This window comes from Mesorhizobium sp., assembly GCF_024509055.1.
GTDB lineage: Bacteria > Pseudomonadota > Alphaproteobacteria > Rhizobiales > Rhizobiaceae > Mesorhizobium.
The window spans coordinates 17,244-42,210 of record NZ_JANINM010000213.1; the positions used below are offsets into that span (position 1 = coordinate 17,244).

A 24,967-nucleotide genomic window follows, 5' to 3' on the forward strand; every position below is an offset into this window, starting at 1 on the left:
TTTGTGCGCTTTGTCGCGTTGCGACAACGGCAGGCTCCTGACACAATGCTGTCAGGGATCAAACTGGTTCCGGCGACTGGAAGGCAGTGGTCGATAGCATGGCGAGCATGAACAAGAGACGCAGCAACACACCGGCCGTGGAATGGCCGACAGCATTCCTCACATTCTTCTGTTACGGCGCGTGGCTCACCGTCGGATTTCTGCTCTGGCCATCCTATCCGTTGATCTCGTTGCCCGTGCTGGCGCTGATCCTGGCTCTTCAATCCTCGCTGATGCATGAAGCGCTGCATGGCCACCCAACCCGCAATGCCAGAATAAACGAAGCCTTCGTCTTCCTGCCGATTGGACTGGTCTGGCCGTTCCGCCGCTTCAAGACGATTCATCTTCGCCACCACGCCGACGAGCGGCTCACCGATCCGCTGGACGATCCCGAGAGCTATTATCAGGCGCTCTGGATGCATGAGGAACTGCCGCCGGCGATGAAGTTCCTGCTCAAGCTCAACCACACCATGGTCGGCCGTTTTATCCTCGGTCCGTGGCTGTCGTCGATCGGCTTCTTCATCGACGACGCCAAGCAGATCGTCGCCGGTGACAAGGCCATCCGCAAGGCGTGGCTGCTCCATGCCATCGGCCTCGCCGTGGTCGTGCCCATCGTGACGCTCGGCTTCGGCATCCCGCTTTGGCTCTATATCCTGGTGCCGGTGTGGCTCGGCCAGTCATTGATCTCGATCCGTACCTATGCTGAGCACCAGTGGTCCGAGCACCCGGAAGGACGCACGATCATAGTCGAACGTTCGCCGCTGTCGTTCCTGTTCCTCAACAACAACCTGCATTTCGTGCACCACAAGAGCCCGACGGTGGCTTGGTACAAGCTGCCTAAAATGTTCCGCGATCGCCGCGAAGACTGGCTGCGGATGAACAATGGCTATGTGTATCCCAACTATTTGGCGCTGATGAAGTCCTACGCCTTCAAGGCCAAGGAACCGCTCGTCCATCCGGTGCTGCGGCGCACGCCGGAACCTGGCCGCGCCTTCAAGCCGCGCGTCAGGGCGCGCAATGTTAACGGCCTTGGAACCGCTCCGGTACCGGCTGAGCCGCCCAAGGAATAGTTTTCTACTCGCCTCGACGGAATTTTCGGCGGATATTCCTCGCGTCCGCCGCTATCGCATTTCGAAAGCTATGGTCATATCGTCATGAGCGAATTAGTTGCGGCCTTGCCGATGTATGACTGGCCCGAAGCGCATCGCGAGGTCGACGCGCAGTGGGTGAAATTGCGCGACGCCTTCCGGCTAAGAGGCGTCGATGCGCCGGAAACTATCGTGCGCCGCAACGGCGACCTGCCGGCGGTGCCCGGTGGTGTTCGAGACGACGCAGGCAAGCCGATCGGGCCAGATCCGGCGACGCTTCCTCCGGATGAGCTCGATTTCCATCAGCTTTGGCTGAACCCGGCGCTGCTGTTCGCGCAGACATGCTGGGGGCCGATGGAACTCGGTCTGGCCGAACATGTACAGGTGGTGGCGCAGCCCAGCTACGACGCCTTCGAGGGCGGGCAGGGCGGGCTATACTCCAGCGCATTGGTAATGCGCGCCGATGGCGGAAGGCCGGTGCCTTCGCCAGCGGACGGCAAGGCCGTCATTCCGCTCGACCTCATCCGAGGCAAGCGTTTCGCGTTCAACAGCCTCGATTCCATGTCGGGCGTCATTGGCCTGACGCGCGACTTGGAAGCGATGGGCGAAAGCCTCGACATCTTCGCTTCGCGCCTGCCGAGCGGCGGCCACCGCTCGTCGATCGTCGCTGTCGCCGAGGGCAGGGCCGACGTGGCGGCGATCGATTGCGAAAGCTGGGCGCTGGCGCAGCGTTTCGAGCCGGCGGCGCAAGACGTGAAGGTGGTAGGCTGGACCGCCCGGCGGAAGGGCTTGCCCTACATCACCGCCAGGACGACGCGGGCAGCGACCGTCGCGGCGATGCGCGAAGCCATCGCTTCGCTCGGCCTTGACGGCTCAGTCGCCTAACAGCCTCTTGTCGAGCGGGTAGGCTGACAGCTTTTCGTTGCCGGTCTCGGTGATCAGGATCTGCTCCTCGATCTTTACACCCTCGCGCCCGCCCAGCCTGCCGATATAGCTTTCGACGCACAGCACCATGCCGGGTTCGAGGACGCCGTCGGGCGTATCGGACGTCCAGTCGCTGGCATGCGGCAAGGTCGGATATTCGTCAGCCAGGCCGACGCCGTGATAGAGCACGCCGTAGCGGGTCGGGAAACAGTCTCCCGGCGGGACCATCGAGCGCTCCACGAGGTCGCGGAACGACGTGCCCGGCTGCATCAAGTCGGTGTTGTGGACGATCTGGTCGGCGGCGATGCGGAAGAGGTCGCGCTGTTCGTTCGACGGTTTCCTGTCACCACAGAGCCAGGTGCGCGAGAGGTCGGCGCAAAAACCGTAAGGGCCGATCAGGTCGGTGTCGAAGGCAACGAGATCGCCATCCTCGATGGCGCGCGAGGAACATTCCTGGAACCAGGGGTTGGTGCGCGGTCCCGATGACAGAAGCCTGGTCTCGATCCACTCGCCGCCGCGCGCGATGTTGCCGCGATGGAGCTCCGCCCACAATTCATTCTCGGAAATGCCGGGTTTTAACGCCCGTTCCATCTCGCCCATTGCCGCCTCGCAGGCGACGATCGAGCGGCGCATGGCGAGGATCTCGTCGGGCGACTTGATCAGCCGCGCATTCTCCATCACCGCTTCGCCGTTGCCGATGGAAATGCCAAGGCGGGCGAGTTCCTCGACGCCTTCCGGATTGACGTGATCGACGGCGATCCGGCGGTTGCCGCCGCCATGTTCCCTGACCAGATCGGCAATACCTGCGGCCCAGCGGCGGACCTTCTGCTCGGTGAGTTCGCCGCCGTAGAGATACATCCATGAGATGGCCGGACGTACTTCGTCGACGACGCCGGAATGATCCGACAGGTGCTCGCAGGAGAAGTAGTCGAACAGCACCACCGGTCCTTCGGTGGCGACGAAACAATGCCGCGTCGGGTTGTGCGAGACCCAGAGCTGCATGTTGGTCGAGTCGGTCGCGTAGCGGATGTTGACCGGATCGTAGAGGAGCGCACCGGCGTAGCCGCGGCGCTTCAGCTCGGCGCGGATGCGCTCGAGCCGGTATTTTCGCATCGTCGGCAGATCGGGGGCGGCAATGCCTGCCGCCGCCCATTCCGCCTCGGCCTGGGCGCCGTAGCCCAGGACGTGCTGGTTGAGCGACGCCGCCTTCTGGCGGGAGTCCTCGCGCAGGGCCTCGATCGAGCCTGGCTCGAAGGGCATGATCTTGCGATGGCGGCCGAAGCCTCCCTTTGGCACTGCGCTGTCCATGGCCCGATTAACCTCAGGTCCGCATCTTCTCGCCGCTCGGGTCGAAAGGCGGCTCGACATTGATGCGGGCCGGGCGGCGGTGACCGAGGATCTCGATCTCGAACACGCCGGCGCTCTCGTCCTCGGCTAGGGCGGCGGGCACGTAACCCTGCGCCATCGACTTCTGGACGTAGTGGGCGTAGCCACCCGACGTCACCCAGCCGACGACGCGCCATTCGCCGTCGACGATGCCGCGCACGGCCGAAGCGCCTTCGGCGGCCTTCGAGCCACGTACTTCCTTGCCGGTGGTGTCGAAGCGCGGAGCGCCGTAGCCGTGCGGCTTTTCCACCGTGCCGTAGTCCTTGCTGACCTTGGCCCAGATCGGCTCGTCGCCCATCACATCGGCGTCGATGGCATCGACAATGAAGGAGACGCGGCGCAGCTTCGGCCCTTCGGCCTGCTCTTTTGCAGAGGCTTCACGGCCGATGAAGTCGTTCTTCTCCAGCTTGATGAAGCGGTCCATCGAGCCCTCGAACGGTCCGTAGATCGGACGCAGTTCGCGGAACCAGGTGGGGAAGTTCTTTTCCAGACGCATGGAGAGGAGCGCGCGCATGCCGAAATCGACGATGCCGAACTCCGCGCCGGCGTCCTTGATCGCCTTGTAGACCAGGCGCTGGTAGGCCGGCGCCATCCAGATTTCGTAGCCGAGGTCGCCGGTATAGGTGATGCGGTTGACCATGCAGGGCGCGCCGCCGACAGCCATCTCGCGGAAATCCATGAAGCGGAAAGCCTTGGTCGAGACGTCGACATCGACCAGCTTCTGCAACAGGTCGCGCGACTTGGGTCCGGCAATGGAGAGGCCGACCAGCGTCTGGTCGAAGCGGTGGATGCGTACCGATCCGTCCTTCGGCAGGTGCTTCTCGAACCAGCGCATATGGTACTTTTGTGCTGCCGACGAGCCCCAGATCATGAAGCGGTCCTCGCCGGTCTTGGCGATGGTGAAGTCGCCGATCAGCTTGCCGAATTCGTTGACCATCGGGGTCAGCACGATGCGGCCGGTCTTCGGCATGCGGTTGGTCATCAGCCGGTTGAGGAAATCCTCCGCGCCCGGTCCGGAAACCTCGTATTTGGCGAAGTTGGCGATCTCGGTGACACCGACGCTCTCACGCGTCGCGCGCACTTCCTCGCCGATCGGACCGAAATCGTTTGAGCGGTGGAAGGAGACGATGTCCTTCGGCTCGCTGCCCTTCGGTGCGAACCAGAGCGGGGTTTCCAGACCCCACGAGTCGCCCATGACCGCGTTGTTGGCGAGCATGGTGTCGTAGAGCGGGGTGGTCTGCGCCGGACGGGCGGCCGGCAGTTCCTCGTTCGGGAAGCGGATCGAGAAGCGTCGCGAATAGTTTTCGCGCACCTTGGCGTTGGTGTAGCGCAGGCTAGCCCATTCGCCGAAGCGCGCGACGTCCATGCCCCAGACGTCGAAGCCCGGATCGCCATGCACCATCCAGTTGGACAAAGCGAGGCCGACGCCGCCGCCCTGGCTGAAGCCAGCCATGACGGCGCAGGCGCACCAGAAATTGGTCAGGCCCTGTACCGGACCGACCAGCGGGTTGCCGTCGAGCGCGAAGGTGAAGGGGCCGTTGATGATCTGCTTGATGCCGGCCTTCTCGATGCCGGGGAAGTGCTTGAAGCCGATCTCCAGCGACGGAGCGATGCGGTCGATGTCGGGCTGCAGCAATTCGTGGCCGAAATCCCACGGCGTGTTGACCGGCGACCACGGCTTGCAGGCCTTCTCATAGGTGCCGAGCAGGATGCCGTTGCGCTCCTGGCGGGTATAGATCTCGCCCTTGAAGTCGAGCACGCCGATCATCTCGCGGCCTGTCGACTTGTTGAATTCCTCGACTTCCGGCATCGGCTCGGTGAGCAGGTACATGTGCTCCATCGCCAGCACCGGCAGCTCGACGCCGACCATGCGGCCGATCTCGCGCGCCCACAGGCCACCGCAGTTGACGACGTGCTCGGCGTGGACCGTGCCCTGCTCAGTGACGACGTTCCAGGTGCCGTCGGGCTGCTGCGTCAGGTCGACGACGCGGTTGCGCAGCACGATCTCGGCGCCGAGCTTCTTGGCCGCCTTGGAATAGGCGATGGTGGTGCCGGACGGATCGAGGTGGCCTTCGACCGGATCCCACATGGCGCCGACGAAGTTCTTCTCATCCATCAACGGGAACATCGCCTTGGCTTCAGAAGGCGTGATCAGTTCGGTGTCCATGCCGAGATAGCGACCCTTGGCGTGCGCCAGCCGCAGGAAGTCCATGCGCTCGGGCGTATCGGCCATCATGACGCCGCCGGTGAGATGCAGCGAGCAGGACTGGCCGGAAATCTCCTCGATCTCCTTGTAGAGCTGCACGGTGTAGGCCTGCAGCTTGGCGACGTTCGGGTCGCCGTTCAGCGTATGGAAGCCGCCCGCCGCATGCCAGGACGAGCCGGAGGTCAGCTCCGAGCGCTCGATCAGCATGATGTCTGTCCACCCGGCCTTGGCGAGGTGGTAGAGCACCGAACAGCCGACGACGCCGCCGCCGATGACAACCGCTTTTACGTGAGATTTCATGAAGATAGGTCCGTCTTGTGCAATGTGGAGTCGGAAATAAGGTTCAACCGCCCGCGAACTACCGGGCTGTTCGACCAGCGGTCAGAAGTCGGTCGGAGCGCCGCCTTCGGCTGTGCGCTTTTCGACGAAGGCGTTGAGTTCCTCGCGGATGGCCGGGTCCATATAGGGCTCTTCGTAGGACGCGAGGCGTTCCTTCCAGACCTTGTTGGTGCGTTCCATCGCCGTCGGCGAGCCGGCCTCGGTCCAGGTCTCGAAATTGCGCCAGTCGGAAACGATCGGCGAGTAGAAGGCTGTCTTGTAGCGCTCCTGGGTATGCTGGGTGCCGAAGAAATGGCCGCCCGGACCGACCGACTGGATAGCATTGAAACCGAGCGCGTCCTCGGACAGATCGAGCGGGGTGAGGTATTCGGCCACCATCTGCAACAAGTCGATGTCGAGGATGGTCTTTTCGTAGGAGCAGCGCAGGCCGCCTTCGAGCCAGCCGGCCGCGTGCATCATCAGGTTGCCGCCGCCCTGGACTGCACCCCACAGCGAGAACACGCTCTCGTAAGCAGCCTGCGCGTCGACCGTGTTGGCGGCGCAGGTGTTGGAGGTGCGGTAGGGGATGTTATAGCGGCGGGCGAGCTGGCCGCCGACGAGCTGCGCCTTCATGTATTCGGGCGTGCCGAAGGCCGGCGCGCCGGATTTCATGTCGACGTTCGAGGTGAAGCCGCCATAGCCAACGGGCGCGCCCTTCTTGACCATCTGCGAGAAGGCGATGCCGGAGAGCGCCTCGGCGTTCTGCTGCACAAGTGCGCCGGCTATGGTGACGGGCGCCATGGCGCCCGAGAGCGTGAACGGGGTGACGATGACGACCTGGCCCATACTCGACATCTGGATGATGCCTTCCATCATCGGGACGTCGAGCTTGAGCGGCGAATTGGTGTTGATGATGGTGAAGACCGACGGCTCGGCCATCAGCTGCTCACGGCTGATGCCGCGCGCGATGCGGGTGATCTCGATGCCGTCGACATTGCGTTCCTTGCCGAGCGAATAGATGTGGAACACCTTGTCGGTCAGGGTGGCGAGATCGCGGATGCATTCGAGGTGACGGACCGACGGATGGATGTCGATCGGCTCGACGGGATAGCCGCCAGTGCAGTTCAAGATGTTGTGCATCTGCGCCAGGCGCAGGAAGTTGCGGTAGTCCGCCTGGTTGCCGGGACGGCGGCCGCGATCAAGGTCGGAGCAGTTGGGCGCCGAGGCCATCATCGAGATGATCAGGTTATTGCCGCCGAAGCGCAAATTGTGCGCCGGGTTGCGGGCATGCAGCGTGAATTCCGAAGGGCAGTGCGAGATGAGCTCGAGGATCATATCGCTGTCGAAGCGAACCCGCTCGCTGCCTTCGCGCACGTCGGCGCCATGCGCCTTCATGATGCGGCGGGCTTCGTCATGCAGGACGTCGACGCCGATTTCCTTGAGGATGCGCAGCGAAGCGAGATGGATCGATTCCAACTCGTCGTCGGACACCAGCTTCGTCGGCGTCAGCGGGTTTTTCAACTGCCGAAACGCGGGCTGCTCGAAAGCCGCTCCGGCGCCCGCGCGCTTGCCCGCGCGGCCGCCACGGCGGGCGCGATCGGTTGCCAATGCCGGTTCGGCGGGGTGAAGGGCAGCGGTCATGACAGGCCTCATGGGATGCGAATTTGGCCGGCATAATGGACCGGCGGCAACGCTGCTTGTAAGGAGGCGGCGACCACTAGAGCGAGGGAAGCGACATGACGGAGGGGCAGCGGGCTGGATCGCAGAATTGCTGCCACTGAAGCATCCGCACGGTCTTCGCTCGCGCTAGGTTGCGCGGAAAAATGACCGCGAGCGATGATGACTGCATCCACCCACACCGCCGAAGATCGACCCCAATGGGCGGCCCTTGCCGGCGTGACAGCAGCGCTTGCCATGTTCGGCGCGGCGCAGGGCCTTAGCTCGCCGCTGTTCACCTTGCTGATGCAGAAGCAGGGTTTTTCGCCGGGCCTAATCGGGCTGTCGGCGGCAATGATGCCGATCGGCCTTATCCTGTCGGCCTCCTTCGTCCCAGCGGCCGTTCGGCTGGTTGGCGCGCGAAACCTGGCGGTCGGCTGCTCGCTGGCCGGAGCGCTGTGCTTCCTGGCCATCGGCTATCTGCAGAATTGGATAGCCTGGTACGTCATCCGGTTCATCATCGGCGTGGTCATCAACCCGCTCTACGTCCTTGGTGAGGTCTGGGCGCTGTCGCTGGCGCCACCATCGCGGCGCGGACGCGTCATGGGCGTGTTCAACACGCTGATGGGCGCCGGTTATGCGGCCGGCCCGTTCACCCTGACCCTGGTCGGCACCGCCGGCTGGGCTCCCTTCGGCGTCGGCATAGTCGGGTTCGCGCTTTGCGCTGTTATTCTTCGTCTGGTCTCATCGAAGCTTGCCGGTTTCGAGGATGACGGCCAGCCAGCCGGCAGCTTCGTCGGCTTCGCCCGCCTTGCTCCAGCGCTGCTGCTGGCGGTTCTGGTTTCCGCTGCCGTGCAGCAAAGCACCTACGCGCTTGTCCCGGTGTTCGGCGCGGGATACGGCCTGCCCGAAGCCGCGCTTGCTGCGCTGGTGATGATGCTCTCCCTGGGCAACATCGTCCTGCAGATACCGCTTGGCCTGCTTGCCGAACGCTTCGGCGGCCGTGTCATGATCCTTGCCTGCGCGGTGGCGACGACGAGCTGCGCGGTGCTTTTGCCATTGGTAATAACAACGCCGCTCGTCTGGGGCGTGCTGCTGGTGATGGGCGCGGTCGGCTACGGGGTCTATACAATGGCGCTGGTTGAACTCGGCAGCCGCTTCAAGGGCTCGCTGTTGGTTACAGGCAACGCCGCCTTTGCGTTGCTCTGGGGCGTTGGCGGCATAGTCGGCCCACCCGGCGCGGGCGCGCTGATGCAGGTGATAGGGCCGCTCGGGCTGCCGGTGGTGATCGCCGGCCTCGACGCGCTGCTCGTCGGCTTCGCGCTCTATCGATCGTATCAGCGCCGTCGATCTTGACAGGGTTTGGCTGGAGCAAGCGCTTGTCGCCGGCGGGGCCTACCGTTGTCCCTTGCAACCGCTAATCCTGCCGCGACGAGAATCTCGGGGGGATGGTTCTGTCGACTTCGACAACCGACGAAACAGTGCAGTGGGCCGCGATCACTGGGGTGATCGCGACGGTGTCGGTGTTCGCCATCGCGCAGGGACTTTCCTATCCGCTGCTCAGCTTCATCCTGCAGCGACAGGGCGTGTCGCCGGCGATGATCGGGCTGTCGGCGGCGATGACACCGGTCGGCTTCATCCTGTCGTCGCCGCTGATCCCCGGGTTGGCGCAGCGGTTCGGGGCAGGGCGCACGGCGCTCACCTGCGCCATACTCTCGGCGCTGGTGCTGGCTCTCATCGGCTGGACGCAGAATGTCTATCTCTGGTTTCCGCTGCGCTTCCTGGTTGGCGTGGTGACCAACCCGCTCTACGTGCTCAGCGAAATCTGGGTAATTGCGCTGGCGCCGCCGTCCCGGCACGGGCGTCTCATGGGCGTCTACTCAACGATCATCTCTGCGGGCTTCGCGGCCGGTCCGCTTTGCCTGCTTGCTGTCGGCACCGAAGGCTGGCCGCCCTTCCTTGTCGGCATTCTCGCCTTTCTTTTTTGCGGCGCTTGCCTGGCCTTGGTTGTGAAGCGCCTGCCCAAGGTCCACGAGGCGGGCGGGAAGGTTTCGGTGATCGGCTTCATGCCGCTCGCCTGGCTGCTTCTATCGGCGGTGGTCGTCGCCGCGGGTTTCGAGCAGGCGGTGCTGGCGCTGCTTCCTGTCTACGGCATTCACTATGGCATCCTCGAAACAAGGATGTCGGCGCTGCTGTCGGTGATGATTGCCGGCAACATCGCGATGCAGGTACCGCTCGGCCTGCTCGCCGAAAGGCTTACGGCCCGGCTGGTGCGCTTCGGCTGCCTGCTGGTGACGCTCCTCGGGTGCGTTCTCCTGCCGGCGTTGATCGAGACGCCGCTGATCTGGCCATGCGTCTTCGTCTGGGGCGCGGTCTCATACGGCATCTACACGATGTCGATCATCGAGCTCGGCGAACGGTTTAGTGGCTCGGCGCTGGTCGCCGGCAACGCCGCTTTCTCGCTGATGTGGGGCGTGGGTGGAATCGTCGTGCCGCCGTTCACCGGCAGCATCATGGACGTCATCGGCGCCGCGGGATTGCCTGCAACGTTGGGCGCGATTTGCGCTGCGCTGGCGGCAGCCACTGTCTTGCGGCGGCGAGTGCTTTAGCCAAATCGTCGCGGAGTCCGCCTCGAATGGTCTTGCCCTTGAATGTTGGCGTGGCGAGCGCGATGTAGGCAATGCCGCCAGATGACATTCCGGAGAGTCAGTATGAGCATTTCGAACATCAAAACTCATCCAGAGCCGGCGGCCGAGGATCCCTTCCTCTGGCTGGAAGACCGCACCGCCAAGCAGTCGCTGGACTGGGTTCATCGCCAGAACGCGGTGACGGTCGCGGAACTGCAGGGCGATCCTTCCTACCAGGCGACCTTCGAGACTGCTCTCGACCTCATGACGGCCGAGGACAACATCCCGGTCGGATCTGCACTTGCCGGCCATGTCTACAATTTCTGGCAGGACAAAACCAACGCGCTGGGTCTTTGGCGGCGCACGACGGTGGCGTCCTACAAGACCGACAAGCCTCAATGGGAAACGATCATCGATTTCGATCAGCTCTCGGCCAAGGAGGGCGTGAAGTGGGTGTTCGGCGGCGCAAGCCGGCTCCATCCGGATTTCAACCGCTGCCTGCTCTACATGTCGCCCGATGGCGGCGACGCCAGCGAGATGCGCGAGTTCGACATCGCGACCAAGTCCTTCGTCGAGGACGGGTTTCGGGCGTCTGCCTCGAAGTCCGGCTTTTCCTGGCTGGACAAGGATACGGTGATCGTCTCGGCGGCATTCGAGGAGGAGGACAAGACCCAGTCCGGCTATCCGCGCGTGATCAAGCTCTGGCGGCGGGGCACGAAGCTTGAGGATGCAACGCCGATTTTTGAAGGCGAGAAGCACCACCTCGCGGTTGGCGGTGGCGTGGAATTCGACGGCGACAAGAAGCATGTGCTGCTTGGCAGAACGCTCGACTTCTTTACGTCGCACAGCTTCCTGCGGCTGGCGACGGGCGAGATCTGGCGCGTGCCGCTGCCCGACGACGCCACCGATACGGCGATCTTCAAGGGCCAGCTCATCTTCGGCGTGCGTAGTCCCTGGACGACGCCGGACGGCACGCAATGCCTGCCCGATGGACTTTACTCGGTCGATTTCGACCGCTGGATCGATACGGGCGCCTTCGGCCCATTCGAAACCGTGCTCAAGCCCGCGCATCGCGTTTCCATCGCCGGGCTTGCAAGGACGCAGGAGCGGCTGTTCATCAACCTGATGGACAACGTCCGCGGCAAGGTCATCGCCTGCGACCGCACCGACAAGGGTTGGTCGCTGAAGCCGGTGGCGCTGCCCGACAATGGCAATGTCGGCATCAGCCATGTCGAGCATTTCGGCTCGAGCGTCTCCTTCTCATTCACCGATTTTCTCACGCCGAGCTCGATCATCTGGTCGGACGACGACGGCGAGACGCTGCAGACGGTGAAGTCGCAGCCGGCCCGCTTCGATGCCGCGCCCTATGTTTCGGAGCAATTCGAGGCGCGCTCGAAGGACGGGACGATGATCCCGTATTTCGTCGTGCGGCGGCGCGACCAGAGAGGGCCGGTGCCGGCATTGCTCTACGGCTATGGCGGTTTCGAGGTGCCGCTGTTGCCCGGCTATGCCGGTATCCGCGGCCGACTGTGGCTGGACAAGGGCAATGCCTATGTCCAGGCCAACATTCGCGGCGGCGGCGAGTTCGGTCCGGCCTGGCATCAGGCGGCATTGAAAGGCAAACGCCAGAACGCTTTCGACGATTTCGCGGCGGTGGCCGAGGATGTGGTCAGGCGCGGCATCACCACGGCGGCGCAACTCGGCATCCAGGGCGGCTCGAACGGCGGCCTGCTCACAGGCACGTCGCTGACGCAGCGGCCGGAGCTGTTTGGCGCCGTCATCATCGACGTGCCGCTGCTCGACATGCTGCGCTACACCGAATTGCCGCCCGGCGCCTCGTGGATCGCGGAATATGGCGATCCGTCAAAGCCGGAGGACGCCGCATGGCTCGGCGCCTATTCGCCCTATCAGCATGTCAATGCCGACGCCGCTTACCCGCCGGTTCTGCTGATGACCTCGACCGCCGACGATCGGGTCCATCCCGGACATGCGCGCAAGATGGCGGCGCGGCTGCAGGAGGAGGGTCACGCCAGGACCCTGTTTTTTGAGGAAACGGAAGGTGGCCATGGCGGGCGCGGCGATCGTCGTCCGCAGGCCGCGCAGACGGCGATGCGTTATATGTTCCTGCAGCGCGCACTCGGTAAGACTGCCTGACCGGAACGGCTTGAATTTTGGGCCTGAGGCGGCATAAGCTGTCGCCATGATCCGCTTCAGCACATCAGGCGCCTTCGGGGTCGCGGTGACGCCGTCACCGCGGACCCTTCGCGCCGAGCTTTTGCGGCTGTGCGCACGCATCGGCTATTCGCCGCCTGCCTTCCTCTGACGAATCCGCCCCGGCCGCTGCCGGATTGATTCAAGAGGAAAGATCAAACCAATGACTTATCAGAATTATTCGCTGAAGCAGCTTCAGCAGATCGATGCCGCGCATCACCTCCACCCCTTCACCGACCACAAGGAACTGCGCGAGATCGGCTCGCGCATCATCACCCGCGCCGAGGGACCCTTCATCTACGATTCCGAAGGAACGGAGATCCTCGACGGCATGGCGGGCCTCTGGTGCGTCAATGTCGGCTACGGCCGCGACGAACTGGCCGACGCCGCCTCCGCGCAGATGAAGGAACTGCCTTACTACAACTCCTTCTTCAAATGCTCGACGCCGACGCCGGTGCTGTTGTCGAAGAAGCTGGCGGAGCTGGCGCCCAAGCATGTCAGCCAGGTTTTCTACGGTTCGTCCGGCTCGGAAGCCAACGACACGGCCCTGCGGCTCGTGCGCCACTACTGGGCACTGGAAGGCAAGCCCGAGAAGAACCGCGTCATTTCACGCAAATCGGCCTATCACGGCTCGACGATCGCCGGCACTTCGCTCGGCGGCATGGAGCCGATGCACAAGCAGCTCGGCGGCGCCGTGCCGAACATCGTGCATGTGATGATGCCTTACGCCTATGAGCTCGCGCTGCCCGGCGAAAGCGATCATGATTTCGGCATTCGCGCGGCGAAGGCGGTCGAGGACGCGATCCTCGAAGCCGGCGCGGAAAATGTCGCGGCCTTCATCGGCGAACCGGTGATGGGCGCGGGCGGTGTGAAGATCCCGCCGATGAGCTACTGGCCGGAAGTGCAGCGCATCTGCCGCAAATACGATGTGCTTCTGATGCTGGACGAGGTCATCACCGGCTATGGCCGCACCGGCGAGTGGTTCGCCGCGCAGACCTTCGGCATTGAACCCGACACCATCACCACCGCCAAGGCGTTGACCTCGGGCTACCAGCCGCTGTCGGCGCTGCTCGTCGGCGACCGCGTCAGCAAGACGCTGGTCGAAAAGGGTGGCGAGTTCTATCACGGATACACCTATTCGGGTCATCCGGTGGCTTGTGCGGTGGCGTTGAAGAACCTCGAAATCATCGAGAGGGAAGGTCTCGTCGATCGCGTCAAGAACGACACCGGGCCGTATTTCGCTCAGGCGCTGCAGGAGCGCATCGCCGGCCATAGCCTGGTCGGTGAGGTGCGCTCGATCGGCCTCATGGGCGCAATCGAGATCGTCAAGGACAAGGCGACCAAGGAACGTTACCTGCCGTCGGGCAGCGCGGCGGTCGTCGTGCGCGACCATGCGATCGCCCACGGCATGATGCTGCGCGCCACCGGCGACACGATGATCCTTTCGCCGCCGCTGATCTGGACGCGCGAGACGATCGACATGGCTTGCGACCGCATCGCCAAGGCGCTCGACCTGGCGGCGGCTGACTTGCGGAAACGCTAACACAGAACGGCCGGGCGCCTGTTGCCATGCGGCGCCCGGCTCAACTTTTCCGATGTGTCGGGAACGAATACCCCTCCAGGTGCTTAGTGTCGTGTCCGGCCACCAGCGGCGTTGGGGCTTAACCCGTCCTGAATTAGGTCGGATGGTTTGCCGGCCAACCGTTGCAGTGACCGACTTCGTGTCGGATAACCGCCTGTGGCGTTGCCCGCATGAATGTCCTGTTCACGACGATAATTATGCATGAGCGTTTCGACACGGGAAGCGAACAGCCGCGCCAGTTGGTAAGGGACCCAACGCGGATTTTGTGTTTCACGAAAAGTGCACGACAAGCTCTTTCGACTTCGCGCGGGGGCAAACGCTTGATCGTCAGCTTGCCGGCGAAGGCATGATCGAAGCGACGGGGCGGGTTCCAAGTGGGATCGTTGGCTCCCGCAAATGCCGAAGAGCATCCGAACAATAGCAGAGCCACAAGTACTGTCCGCATGCTGTTCAATATAGTCATGTCCTGCCCATTTTCGTCAGCATCCGGCAACATCGATCAATAGGCAAGCCGTGCCCTCGTCGATGGTCTCGGCGAGGTGCACGCCGCACGGCTAGGAGGTGAGACCCGTTCCGCTTTTGCAGTGTCTGCGCTAGAATCCAGCGCTGCAGTCATTTTCGCCGATGGGGGGACATCATGGCTTTGCAACCGATCAATCAGCCGGCGATCCCGCCCGAGCTCGACCGATGGAACTGGGGCGCCTTTTTCTTCAATTGGATATGGGGGCTCGCCAACAACACCTTCATCGCACTGTTGATGTTCGTGCCGCTGGTCAACCTGGTCATGCCCTTCGTGTTAGGTGCCAAAGGCAGCAGCTGGGCGTGGCGCAATGGTTCATGGCGCGACGCCGAGCATTTTCGACGAGTGCAGCGCAACTGGGCGGTCGCAGGGTTCGCTTTCCTCGCGCTCTGGCTTGCCGTCGGCGCTTTACTGGCCGTTGTCGTCCCCAGTCAGGTGAAGAGTAGCGATGCCTACCGGCTAACCATGGAAACGGTACGCGCGGATGACCGTGTTAAGGCGGCGTTTGGCGACAATATCGACGGCGGGTATTGGGCGCTTAGCAATGTCCGGGTGTTTGGCGGCGGCTCGGACGATGCCCTACTCGGCATTTCGATACACGGTAGTCGTCGATGGGGTTGGGCATTTTCACATGCCGTGCGCAGCGCGGGAAAATGGGATCTGCGGCTGGTTGTCGTCGTGGGCGGCGAGGCGTCGATCGTGCTGGTCGATGAGGACCATGTCACCAGTCGGGCGGCGTCGACTGGAATTTAGTTCTGCCCGGCAGCATGGCCCGCCAACTTTCGGACGGAAGGTCGGCTCAGTCTCTTCCTGGAAACCGTCCTAAATGCAAAAACCGCGCCCCAACGGGAACGCGGCTTTGCCAGATACGCATGGCGTTTCGCGACGAAGCACTTGCGAAACTTACGGGCTCCGGTACGCGAGACCTGATCCGGAGCGCCGGGCGGTTGCGATGTCCGCCTCGCAATCCGTTTTAAAGGCACATCGTTACCGGTGCGTTATCGAGACCTTAAGCAAATCTAAATTTGCCGGCTTCCAACCAAAAAAAACCACTAATAATCCTGTTTCGACAGACGCTTAGGTCTGATCTCCGCGCAGGAAATTAATAATGCCGGAAAAATCGACGCCGGCGTGGCCTTGCGCGTTGAACAGCGCGTAAAGCTGCGTTGCCTCGGCTCCCATTGGTGTCGCCGCACCGGTGCTTTGCGCGGCTTCCTGCGACAGCTTCAGGTCCTTCAACATCAGGGCAGCAGCAAAGCCCGGCTTGTAGTCGCGGTTGGCGGGCGATGCCGGCACCGGGCCGGGAACCGGGCAATAGCTGGTCAGCGACCAGCATTGGCCGGAGGAAGTGGAGGCGACGTCGAACAACGCCTGGTGCGACAGGCCGAGCTTCTCCGCAAGCACGAAGGCCTCGGCGACGCCGATCATCGAAATGCCGAGGATCATGTTATTGCAGATTTTTGCCGCCTGGCCGGCGCCGTCGCCGCCACAATGGACGACACGGCCCGCCATCGGCTTCAGGATCGGCTCGGCGGCAGCGAAAGCCTCATCCGAGCCGCCGGCCATGAAGGTGAGCGTGCCGGCGGTGGCTCCGCCGGTGCCGCCGGAGACCGGCGCGTCGATCGACGGCAGACCGTGCTTTGCCGCGATGGCATGCGCCTTGCGCGCCGAATCGACATCGATGGTTGAGGAATCGATGAACAGCGCGCCCTTCTTCGCTTTCGGCGCAATGTCCTCATAGACCGACAGCACATGCTTGCCAGCAGGCAGCATGGTGATGACGACATCGGCGTCCTTCACGGCGGCCGTCGCATTCGCCATCACGGTCACACCGTGTTCCCTGGCGGTCGTGAGGTTCTCCGGAACAAGATCGAAGCCGTTCACCACATGCCCCGCCTTTACGAGGTTGGCGGCCATCGGATTGCCCATATTGCCTAGCCCGATGAAGGCGATCGTTGCCATCTTCTTCTCCCGCATTGTTGCCGTCAGCGCCCGATCAATGCCCGCGCGATGATGACGCGCATGATCTCGTTGGTGCCTTCGAGGATCTGGTGGACACGCAGGTCACGCACCAGCTTCTCGATGCCGTAGTCGTGCAGGTAGCCGTAGCCGCCGTGCAGCTGGAGCGCTTCGTTGGCGATGTTGAAGCCGGTATCGGTGACGAATCGCTTGGCCATTGCCGACCATTTGCCGGCGTCCGGCGCCTTGCGGTCGAGCTTCGAGGCGGCGGCGTAGAGGAAGATACGGGCGGCCTGCAGCTCCGTCTCCATGTCAGCCAGCCGGAACTGCAGCGCCTGGAACTGATTGATCTTCGACCCGAAGGCCTTGCGTTCGGCCGTGTAGGCCAGCGCCTTGTCTAGCGCCGACTGCGCCCCGCCCAGCGAACAGGCGGCAATGTTGAGCCGCCCACCGTCGAGCCCGGCCATGGCGATACCGAAGCCGGCGCCTTCGGTGGCGAGCAGATTTGCGGCCGGCACCTTGCAGTCTTCGAAGATGACCTGACGGGTCGACTGCATGTGCCAGCCCATCTTGGTCTCATTGGCGCCGAAGGAAAGGCCTGGCGCGTCCTTGGGCACCACGAAGGTCGAAATGCCCTTCGGACCGTCGCCACCGGTGCGCGCCATGACGACGTAGAGGTCGCTGTCGCCGGCGCCGGAGATGAACTGCTTGGCGCCGTTCAGCACGTAATCGTCGCCGTTTTTCACCGCGCGGGTCTTGAGGGCCGCCGCGTCCGAGCCGGAACCGGGCTCGGTCAGGCAATAGCTAGCCAGCCATTCCATAGAGGTCAGTTTCGGCAGGAAGCGCTGGCGCTGCTCGTCGCCGCCGAAGCGGTCGATCATCGAGGCCGCCATGTTGTGGATGGAGATGAAGGAAGAGAAGGCAGGATCGGCATGCGCCAGCGCCTCGAAGATCAACACCGCGTCCAGCCGGCCGAGCGCCGAGCCGCCGACGTCGTCGCGAACATAGATGCCGCCGAGGCCGAGTGGCCCGGTCTCCCGGATTACGTCGGCCGGGAAGTGCTTTGCCTTGTCCCAGTCGAGCGCGTTCGGCGCGACCCGGTCGGCGGCGAAAGCCTGAGCCATCTCCTGGATAGCGCGTTGATCCTCGGTAAGTTCGAATTGGCCAGTGCCCGCATCGACTGCCGCGTCCATGGCGTGCTCCCTGTCGCTTTATCGTTTTTGGCTTTGCGCGGCGTTTAATCTAGACCAATGATGCCGCCGTGCAACCCGGCCGCTTGCGAACCGGATGTGCATGGAATGACCAACGGAGTTCTTGCGTGCCGACAATTTTCGATGAGTTGCTGGACCGGTTCCACGGCTATCTCGGCAGCGTTGACAGCAAGTTGGTCAGCGATGCCGTGGCTCGCGTCGATTGGGATATGCACGCTCGCGCGCTCGAACCGCGCTTGCTCGGCTGCCTTCGCCATCTTGATCGTATAGCGGAGGCGGCGCCCCCTGAGATCAAACCGCTGGTAGGGTTCGTGGCGGAACATCGCAACGATCTGCATTGGGGACAGACCTACACCGCCGCCGATTTCGGCCAGGCCTTCATCGACAATTACGGCTGGCTGGAGGTGTTCGGCACCCGCGGGCATTTCGTCAATGGCGAGGTCGCGGCCGGCCTGCTGATCCTGGGTCCTGATATCGTCTATCCCGACCATCATCACATCGCGGAGGAAATCTACATTCCGCTGACAGGCGGCACGGAATGGCGCATGGGCGAGGGCGGCTTTCACGTCCGCGAGGCCGGCAAGGTCATCCACCATGCGTCCAACGTCAACCATGCCATGCGCACCGGCAATGAGCCGTTGATGGCGCTCTATATCTGGCGCGGCGGTCCATTGGCGCAGAAGTCGACCATCGCGAAGGACAGCGCCTGATGGCCAAGGCGATCATGCTTCAGGGCACCGGCTCGGATGTCGGCAAGACGGTGCTGGTCGCGGGCTTATGCCGAGCCGCAAAGAAACGCGGGCTGAAGGTCCGGCCGTTCAAGCCGCAGAACATGTCGAACAATGCCGCCGTCGCCGATATTCCGGGCGACAACGAGTCAGGGGGCGGCGAGATCGGCCGTGGGCAATGGCTGCAGGCGCTGGCCTGTGGGGTGACGCCGACCGTGCATATGAACCCGGTGCTGCTCAAGCCGCAGAGCGACATCGGCTCGCAGGTCGTGGTGCAGGGCAAGGTGTTCGGCGAGGCGCGGGCGCGCGACTATCAGGCGATGAAAGCCGGGCTGATGGATGCGGTGCTCGATTCCTGGGTGAAGGTCGGCGAAGATGCTGATCTCGTCATCGTCGAAGGCGCCGGCTCCCCGGCCGAGATCAATCTGCGCAGTCGCGACATCGCCAATATGGGCTTTGCGACTCGCGCCAATGTGCCGGTGATCCTCGTTGGTGACATCGACCGAGGCGGCGTCATCGCCTCTGTCGCCGGCACGCATTTGATCCTGCCGGACGAAGACCGGCGCATGGTCGCCGGCTACATCATCAACAAGTTCCGCGGCGATCCCTCGCTGTTCGACGATGGCATCAAAGCGATCCATGAGTTCACAGGCTGGCGCTGCTTTGGCGTCGTGCCCTGGTTGAAGGCTGCGGCGCGGCTGCCTTCTGAGGATTCGGTCGTGCTCGAGCGCCTGGCGTCGGGCGAAAGGCGCGCCTTGAAAGTGGCGGTGCCGATGCTGGCGCGCATCGCCAATTTCGACGATCTGGACCCGCTCAAGGCGGAGCCGCAGGTCGAGGTGGTGTTCGTGCCGCCCGGCAAACCCTTGCCTGAAGATGCGGGGCTGGTCGTCATCCCCGGCTCGAAGTCGACCATCGGCGACCTCTTGAAATTCCGCGAGAATGGTTGGGATCGCGACCTTCTTGCTCACCGCAAACGTGGCGGCCATGTCGTCGGCATCTGTGGCGGCTATCAGATGCTCGGCCGAATTGTGCGCGACCCCGACGGCATCGAAGGCAGCGTCACCGAGGCGGAGGGCCTTGGCCTGCTCGACATCGAAACGGTGATGGAACCGGAAAAGACGGTGCGCAATTCGAGCGCCCGTTCGGTGCAGTTCAGCCTGCCGCTCGAAGGCTACGAGATCCACTTGGGCCGCACCACCGGCCCGGATACGGCGCGGCCGTCCGCGATCATCAACGGCATCGAGGACGGCGCGGTGTCGGGCGACGGGAAGGTCGTCGGCACCTACCTGCACGGGTTGTTTTCGGCCGACGCGTTTCGCGCCGCGTATGTGGAAAGCCTGGGCGTGAAGGGCGGCGGCGTCGACTATCGCGCCGAGGTCGAGAACGCACTGGACGACATCGCGGCCGAGCTGGAAGCCCACCTCGACTGCGACGCAATTTTCGGGCTGGCCCGCTGAAGCAGGCGCTTACGCCTTCTGGCCAGCCTTCGGCCAGTACGTGCCGAAGGACCAGACATTGCCTTCCGGATCGAGGCAGATGAACTCGCGGCTGCCATAGCCGCGGTCGACCAATTCCTGGACAATCCGGGCGCCAGCCGTCTTGGCCTTGGCGTAGGCGGCATCGGCATCGTCGACGGCGATGTAGATCGACTTGCCTCCACCGCCGCCCGGCTCGCCGACCATCTTGCCGTAATCGTCGTCGCGCGCGGTGCCGAGCATGATCATCGATGAGCCGAAGGTGAGCTCAGCGTGATGGATGACGTCGCCTTCGCCATAACGTGCGCGGACCTCGAAGCCGAAGGCTTGGCAGAGCCAGTCGATCATCGTGCCAGCGTTCCTGTAGCGAAGAGCGGGGTAGATGCGAGGTGCTTCCGTTGCCGTGGGCATGACTTTCTCCTGTGTAAGTCGATGAACCAACTGTCCGCGAAAGCCGTTCCTGCGTCTTGAAGAAATGTTACCTCGCCCCGAGCGCAGGTCTATGCCAGCGCGGCGAGAGCCGTCGGCGTCTCACCGGCGAGTTGGCGGAACTCGCGCACCAGATGGGCCTGGTCGGCATAGCCGCAATCGGCGGCGATGCCGGCCCAATCATCGTCTTGCTGTTTCGACAGGGAAAGCGCGCGGTTGAAACGCACGATGCGCGACAGCGTCTTCGGCCCGATGCCGATCGCGTCGGTGAATTTCGCCGCCAGATGCTTGCGGCTCCAGCCGAGTTCTTCGGCGAGGGCCGAGATGCGGGTGCGGCCGCCGGAGGCGATGACCATTCGGCAAGCCCAACGGACCTCCGGTGCGAGTTCTTTCGCCTCCGCCAGCCGGCCGGAGACGAAGTCCTCGGCAATCGCAAACCGGCTACTCCAATCGGGCGCCTCGCCAAGGCGCTCACGCAGCGCGATGCCGTCAAAGCCGAGCGCGTCGTCCAGGCCGACCATGCGATCCCGCAACTCGCTCATCGGCAAGCCAAAGAATCGCCTGGCGCCGAGCGGGGTGAAATTGACCTGGACGCAGCAGGAACCGCCGAAGGATTCGATCATCACCGGGCCGGCATAGAGGCCGGCGGCAAAGCTGGCGTAGCGATCATTGTCGCCTGGGTCGCGGCCAAGCCCTATGGCGAAGGCCTCGGCGAAGCTGATCACCAGCGGCACGGTGAGCGAGGCATATTCGACGATGCGGAAATGCCCGGACCTTGTTTCGCGGTAGCCGCAGATATCGGTGACGATGCCGGAGAGCGAGGGAGCAGGGGCGCGCCGCGCCATCTCGAAATGGAGGGCGGGCGAGCGGTTGTCCTGCCGATGGCGCTCTGTCTCGACCGACATGGCAAAACTCTAGCAGACCGCCCCTCGAATCCAAACCGTCTGACGTGGCAGGGGCAGTGTGGCCTTACACGCCCAGCATCTGACGCAGCGGATTGGCCGGGTCGGCGAGCAGCTTCACGGCCAGCGCCAGGCAGACGACGACCAGCAGCGGCTTGATCAGTTTCGCGCCGATGCGAATGGCTAGACCGGCGCCGAGACGGGCGCCGAGGAACTGCGCTACACCCATCATCAAACCGATTTTCCAGTCGATGACCCCGACGGCGGCGAAGACGACGAAGCCGCCGATGTTGGAGGCGAAGTTCAGCAGCTTGGTGTGTGCGGTCGCCTTGAGCACGCCGTAGCCGGCGAGAGTGACAAAGGCGAGCATGTAAAAGGATCCGGCGCCGGGGCCAAACAGACCGTCATAGAAACCGATCAGCGGTGGGATGACGAGGCCGAACAGGAACGGCGACAGCCGCTCGGCACGATCGACGTCGTCCATGTTGGGCTTGAAGGCGAAATAGAGCGCAATTGCGATGAGAAGCAGTGGCAGGAGCGCGCGCAGAAAGTTGCCGGGCACGACGGTCGCCAGCAGCGCGCCCACGGCGCCGCCGACAAGTGCGAGGACCGCGGACGGCAACTGGCGGCGCAGATCGACATGGCCCTTCGCGGCATAATGGATCGTCGCCGAGCCGGAGCCGAACATACCTTGCAGCTTGTTGGTGCCCAGCGCCGCGACCGGCGAGAAACCCGCCAGCAACAGTGCCGGGATGGTGATCAGCCCGCCGCCGCCGGCGATCGAGTCGACAAAACCCGCCGCGAACGCGGCGCCTGCAAGCATCAAGACGGTTTGGAAAGTCAGGTCGATCATTGGGTTGCCAATCGCGGCGAGGGAAACGCAGCTTGCAACATGCCCACCCCGTTTGCGCAAGACCGATTCCACGCTAACAATTCTGCAGGAATCGCGAAGGGGAGGCTGATAGCGATGGCGCTGCTTGATCAGATACGTTCGATCTTTGACGGCGATCCGGGCGTACGCAAGGTGGCGGACGATCCGGTGCTGTCTGCTGAGCTGCTGATGCTGTTCCGGATGATCCTGGCCGACGGCTCGGTCTCCGAGAGCGAGATGGCTGCCTTCCGACGTATCTGCAAGGAGGCGTTCGGCATCCCCGAAAGCAGCATCGATAATGTCATCGAATATCTCAACGACTACGGCTACGAGACCAACGGTTCGCAGGCGATTGCGCTGTTTCGAGACCTCGATATCGAGCGGCGCAAGCTGCTTGCGCAGCATATGGCGGAAATCGCCAAGGCCGACTCAAAGCTTGCCGAGAGCGAGGTGAAGCTTCTTCGCCGCACGCTCGACCTGCTTGGCATCAGCCCGGTCGATCTGGTGAAGCCAGGCGGCTGAAAACCGCCAGTTCGTTCAGCCCTGTTCCTGCATGCGCCGCGCGATTGCGCGATGGAGATCGGGCGCCGCGACGACCAGCTCTCGAGCCGCTTCCGAGCGCGGATTATCGAGCACATCGCCCGTCCTGCCGCGCTCGACGATCTTGCCGTCGTGCATCACCAGGACCTCATCGGTGATTGCGCGGGCGACCGTCAGGTCGTGCGTGATGAAGAGATAGGCGATGCCGAGCTTCTGGTTGAGTCCGGCGAAGAGGTCGAGGATCTGCGCGCGGATCGAAACATCCAGCGCCGAGACGGGCTCGTCAGCGACGACCAGTTTGGGCCGGGTGATGATGGCGCGCGCGATCGACAGCCGCTGGCGCTGGCCGCCCGAGAATTCATGCGGATATTTGTCCATGTCGCGGGGACCGAGCCCGACTTCGTGCAGCGCGTGCGCGACCATCTCGCGGCGCTCGGCCTTGGCCGGCTGTTTCTCGAGCAGATGCAGCGGTTCGGCCACCAGCTTCTCGACCTTCTGGCGCGGATCGAAGGAACCATAGGGATCCTGAAACACCACCTGCATGTCGCGCCGTGCGGGCTTCAGCGTGGCTTCGCTTTTGCCGGTAATGGTCTCACCGCGAAAACGGATAGCTCCGGCCGTCGGCTTGTCGAGTGCCAAGATCATGCGGGCGAGGGTGGATTTGCCACAGCCTGAACGCCCGACCAGCGCCACCGATTGCGCAGGCTCGATCGTCAACGAGACATTGTCGACGGCGCGGACCGGCTCGGCGGGGCGGAACAAGGACACGCGCCGTCCCGGATAATCCCGGCTGACGCCGTCGACTTCGAGCAGCGGTCTGGCGGAACCGGTGGGGTGTGTCTTCGGACGCGCCGGCACATGCATCGAAGCCAGCGCCAGTTCGCGCGTGTAGGGGTGGGACTGCTCCGACAGCGTGCGGGCCGTGTCGCCCGCTTCCGTCACTTCGCCGCGGCGCAGGATGGTCAGACGGTCGGCCATTTCAGTCACCACAGCGAGGTCGTGCGAGATGAGCAGAAGGCCCATGCGGTTCTCGGTCACCAGGTCGCGCAACAGGTCGAGGATCTGCGCCTGCAGCACCACGTCCAGGGCCGTTGTCGGCTCGTCGGCGATCAAGAGCTTCGGTTTCAACGCGCAGGCAATGGCGATGACGACGCGCTGGCGCTGGCCGCCGGACAATTGGTGCGGGTAGCGAGACAGCGGGAATTTCGCTTCCGGCAGGCCGACGCGGTCGAGGATTTCTCGCGCGCGCGCCTCGGCTTCAGCGCGGCTTGCCCCGGTGTGCCAGCGAATGCCCTCGGCCACCTGCTCGCCGATCGTCTTCACCGGATTGAGCGCCGTCATAGGCTCCTGGAACACCATGCCGATGTCGTCGCCGCGTAGCGCGCACATCTGGTCCTCGGTCGCACCAAGGATATCGATGCCGGCAAAAGTGACGCGCCCGCTGGTGCGCGCCAGATGCGGCAGAAGGCGCATGACGGTCAGCGCCGTCATCGACTTGCCGGAGCCGGATTCCCCGACAAGACCAACCACCTCGCCGGGTGCGATGGCGAGCTCGATATCTTTCAGGATCGGCGTCTCGCCGATCGTCAGCGACAGGTTTTCGATCTCGAGCAGGCTCATCGCTGCCGCCGCGATTTCGGATCGAGGATGTCGGCGATACCATCGCCGAGCAGGTTTAGCCCGAGCACGGTGATGACGATGGCCATGCCTGGAAAGATCGCCATCCAGGGCGCGGTGACCATGCGCGTCTGCGCGTCGAACAGCATGCGGCCCCAACTCGGCATTGGCGGCTGCGCGCCGAGGCCGACATAGGAAAGGCCGGCCTCGGCCAGGATACCGAGCGCGAACTGGATGGTGCCCTGGACAAGCAGCAGCGTGGCGATGTTGGGCAGAATGTGCTCGACCGTGATCTGCGTCATGCCCTTGCCGGCGGCGCGCGCGGCGAGGATGAATTCGCGCGGCCAGATCGCCAGCGCGCCTGCGCGGGCTACCCGCGCAAACACCGGTATGTTGAAGATGCCGATGGCAATGATGGCATTGACAGCGCCCGGGCCGAAGATCGCGGTGATCATGATTGCCGAAAGCAGGGCCGGGAAGGCGAAGACGAGGTCGTTGACGCGCATCAACGCTTCGTCGGCAATGCCGCCGCGCGCTGCCGCGAAGGCACCGAGCGGCACGCCGACGCCCATGCCGATGCCGACCGCCACCAGCGCGACCGCGATGGAGTTGCGGGCGCCGACCATGATCATCGACAGGATGTCGCGGCCGAAATGGTCGGTGCCGAACCAGTGCGCC

General features: G+C 63.7%; 20 protein-coding genes. 10 read left to right on the forward strand and 10 right to left on the reverse strand.

All coding sequences use genetic code 11. The annotated features are described in order from the left end of the window. The first annotated feature begins 98 nt into the window (after positions 1-98). Both Q0L57_RS09980 and Q0L57_RS09985 read left to right on the forward strand, forming a co-directional pair. Positions 99-1,109: a fatty acid desaturase gene (locus Q0L57_RS09980; RefSeq protein ID WP_296741797.1), complete on the forward strand. Its 1,011-nt coding sequence runs from the start codon at positions 99-101 to the stop codon at positions 1,107-1,109. Positions 1,110-1,193: 84 nt separating this feature from the next. Beyond that, positions 1,194-2,012 carry a PhnD/SsuA/transferrin family substrate-binding protein gene (locus Q0L57_RS09985; RefSeq protein WP_296741799.1) on the forward strand — a complete coding sequence of 273 codons (819 nt, stop codon included), beginning with the start codon at positions 1,194-1,196 and terminating at the stop codon, positions 2,010-2,012. Here the strand turns inward: Q0L57_RS09985 and Q0L57_RS09990 are convergent. The 3 genes from Q0L57_RS09990 to Q0L57_RS10000 form a co-directional block, all read right to left on the reverse strand. Continuing rightward, positions 2,001-3,359, reverse strand: coding sequence for a Xaa-Pro peptidase family protein (locus Q0L57_RS09990; protein ID WP_296741802.1), 1,359 nt, complete (start codon positions 3,357-3,359; stop codon positions 2,001-2,003). The two genes, Q0L57_RS09985 and Q0L57_RS09990, sit on opposite strands and share 12 nt — an antisense overlap. A gap of 13 nt (positions 3,360-3,372) precedes the next feature. Beyond that, the gene (locus Q0L57_RS09995) at positions 3,373-5,943 is read right to left on the reverse strand and encodes an FAD-dependent oxidoreductase (RefSeq protein WP_296741805.1); all 2,571 of its coding nucleotides are present in this window, start codon (positions 5,941-5,943) and stop codon (positions 3,373-3,375) included. Between the two features lie 81 nt (positions 5,944-6,024). After that, entirely contained in the window at positions 6,025-7,602 is a 1,578-nt protein-coding gene (locus Q0L57_RS10000) for a trimethylamine methyltransferase family protein (protein WP_296741808.1), read from the reverse strand. 195 nt (positions 7,603-7,797) lie between these two features. Here Q0L57_RS10000 and Q0L57_RS10005 point away from each other — a divergent pair, with 195 nt between their 5' ends. From Q0L57_RS10005 to Q0L57_RS10025, 5 genes are all read left to right on the forward strand, one after another. Further along, a complete protein-coding gene (locus tag Q0L57_RS10005) occupies positions 7,798-8,973 on the forward strand; it encodes an MFS transporter (protein WP_296741811.1) in 1,176 nt (391 codons plus the stop codon). Positions 8,974-9,065: 92 nt separating this feature from the next. Then, a complete protein-coding gene (locus Q0L57_RS10010; protein ID WP_296741814.1) occupies positions 9,066-10,226 on the forward strand; it encodes an MFS transporter in 1,161 nt (386 codons plus the stop codon). A 102-nt stretch (positions 10,227-10,328) separates the two neighbouring features. Then, positions 10,329-12,398, forward strand: coding sequence for a prolyl oligopeptidase family protein (locus Q0L57_RS10015; protein WP_296741817.1), 2,070 nt, complete (start codon positions 10,329-10,331; stop codon positions 12,396-12,398). Between the two features lie 220 nt (positions 12,399-12,618). Next, complete coding sequence (locus Q0L57_RS10020; protein WP_296741819.1) at positions 12,619-13,998, forward strand: aspartate aminotransferase family protein; 1,380 nt, start codon at positions 12,619-12,621, stop codon at positions 13,996-13,998. 676 nt (positions 13,999-14,674) lie between these two features. Beyond that, positions 14,675-15,310, forward strand: a complete 636-nt coding sequence (locus tag Q0L57_RS10025; RefSeq protein ID WP_296741821.1) for a cytochrome c oxidase assembly factor Coa1 family protein — start codon at positions 14,675-14,677, stop codon at positions 15,308-15,310. A 324-nt stretch (positions 15,311-15,634) separates the two neighbouring features. Here the strand turns inward: Q0L57_RS10025 and mmsB are convergent, their stop codons facing one another. Both mmsB and Q0L57_RS10035 read right to left on the reverse strand, forming a co-directional pair. After that, positions 15,635-16,519, reverse strand: a complete 885-nt coding sequence (gene mmsB / locus Q0L57_RS10030; RefSeq protein WP_296741824.1) for a 3-hydroxyisobutyrate dehydrogenase — start codon at positions 16,517-16,519, stop codon at positions 15,635-15,637. 23 nt (positions 16,520-16,542) lie between these two features. Beyond that, positions 16,543-17,709: an isobutyryl-CoA dehydrogenase gene (locus tag Q0L57_RS10035; protein WP_296741826.1), complete on the reverse strand. Its 1,167-nt coding sequence runs from the start codon at positions 17,707-17,709 to the stop codon at positions 16,543-16,545. 125 nt (positions 17,710-17,834) lie between these two features. Between Q0L57_RS10035 and Q0L57_RS10040 the strand changes: the two genes are divergently transcribed. After that, positions 17,835-18,437 (forward strand): dimethylsulfonioproprionate lyase family protein, encoded by a 603-nt coding sequence (locus tag Q0L57_RS10040; RefSeq protein ID WP_296741828.1) that lies wholly within the window; start codon positions 17,835-17,837, stop codon positions 18,435-18,437. Beyond that, on the forward strand, positions 18,437-19,912 hold the full coding sequence (locus Q0L57_RS10045; RefSeq protein ID WP_296741831.1) for a cobyric acid synthase: 1,476 nt from the start codon (positions 18,437-18,439) through the stop codon (positions 19,910-19,912). The genes Q0L57_RS10040 and Q0L57_RS10045 overlap by 1 nt, the downstream gene beginning before the upstream one ends. Before the next feature lie 9 nt (positions 19,913-19,921). On the opposite strand, the gene Q0L57_RS10050 is transcribed toward Q0L57_RS10045, so the two are convergent. The 3 genes from Q0L57_RS10050 to Q0L57_RS10060 form a co-directional block, all read right to left on the reverse strand. Beyond that, positions 19,922-20,341, reverse strand: coding sequence for a VOC family protein (locus Q0L57_RS10050; protein WP_296741834.1), 420 nt, complete (start codon positions 20,339-20,341; stop codon positions 19,922-19,924). An 89-nt stretch (positions 20,342-20,430) separates the two neighbouring features. Next, on the reverse strand, positions 20,431-21,264 hold the full coding sequence (locus tag Q0L57_RS10055) for an AraC family transcriptional regulator (RefSeq protein ID WP_296741837.1): 834 nt from the start codon (positions 21,262-21,264) through the stop codon (positions 20,431-20,433). Between the two features lie 64 nt (positions 21,265-21,328). Continuing rightward, a complete protein-coding gene (locus Q0L57_RS10060; RefSeq protein WP_296741839.1) occupies positions 21,329-22,114 on the reverse strand; it encodes a TSUP family transporter in 786 nt (261 codons plus the stop codon). A 108-nt stretch (positions 22,115-22,222) separates the two neighbouring features. On the opposite strand from Q0L57_RS10060, the gene Q0L57_RS10065 reads away from it, so the two are divergent. Then, complete coding sequence (locus Q0L57_RS10065) at positions 22,223-22,654, forward strand: TerB family tellurite resistance protein (protein WP_296741847.1); 432 nt, start codon at positions 22,223-22,225, stop codon at positions 22,652-22,654. 15 nt (positions 22,655-22,669) lie between these two features. On the opposite strand, the gene Q0L57_RS10070 is transcribed toward Q0L57_RS10065, so the two are convergent. Together Q0L57_RS10070 and Q0L57_RS10075 are read right to left on the reverse strand one after the other, a co-directional pair. Next, a complete protein-coding gene (locus Q0L57_RS10070; protein ID WP_296741842.1) occupies positions 22,670-24,292 on the reverse strand; it encodes an ABC transporter ATP-binding protein in 1,623 nt (540 codons plus the stop codon). Next, a partial coding sequence (locus tag Q0L57_RS10075) for an ABC transporter permease (protein ID WP_296741845.1) occupies positions 24,289-24,967 on the reverse strand: 679 nt, incomplete at its 5' end. The genes Q0L57_RS10070 and Q0L57_RS10075, both read right to left, overlap by 4 nt.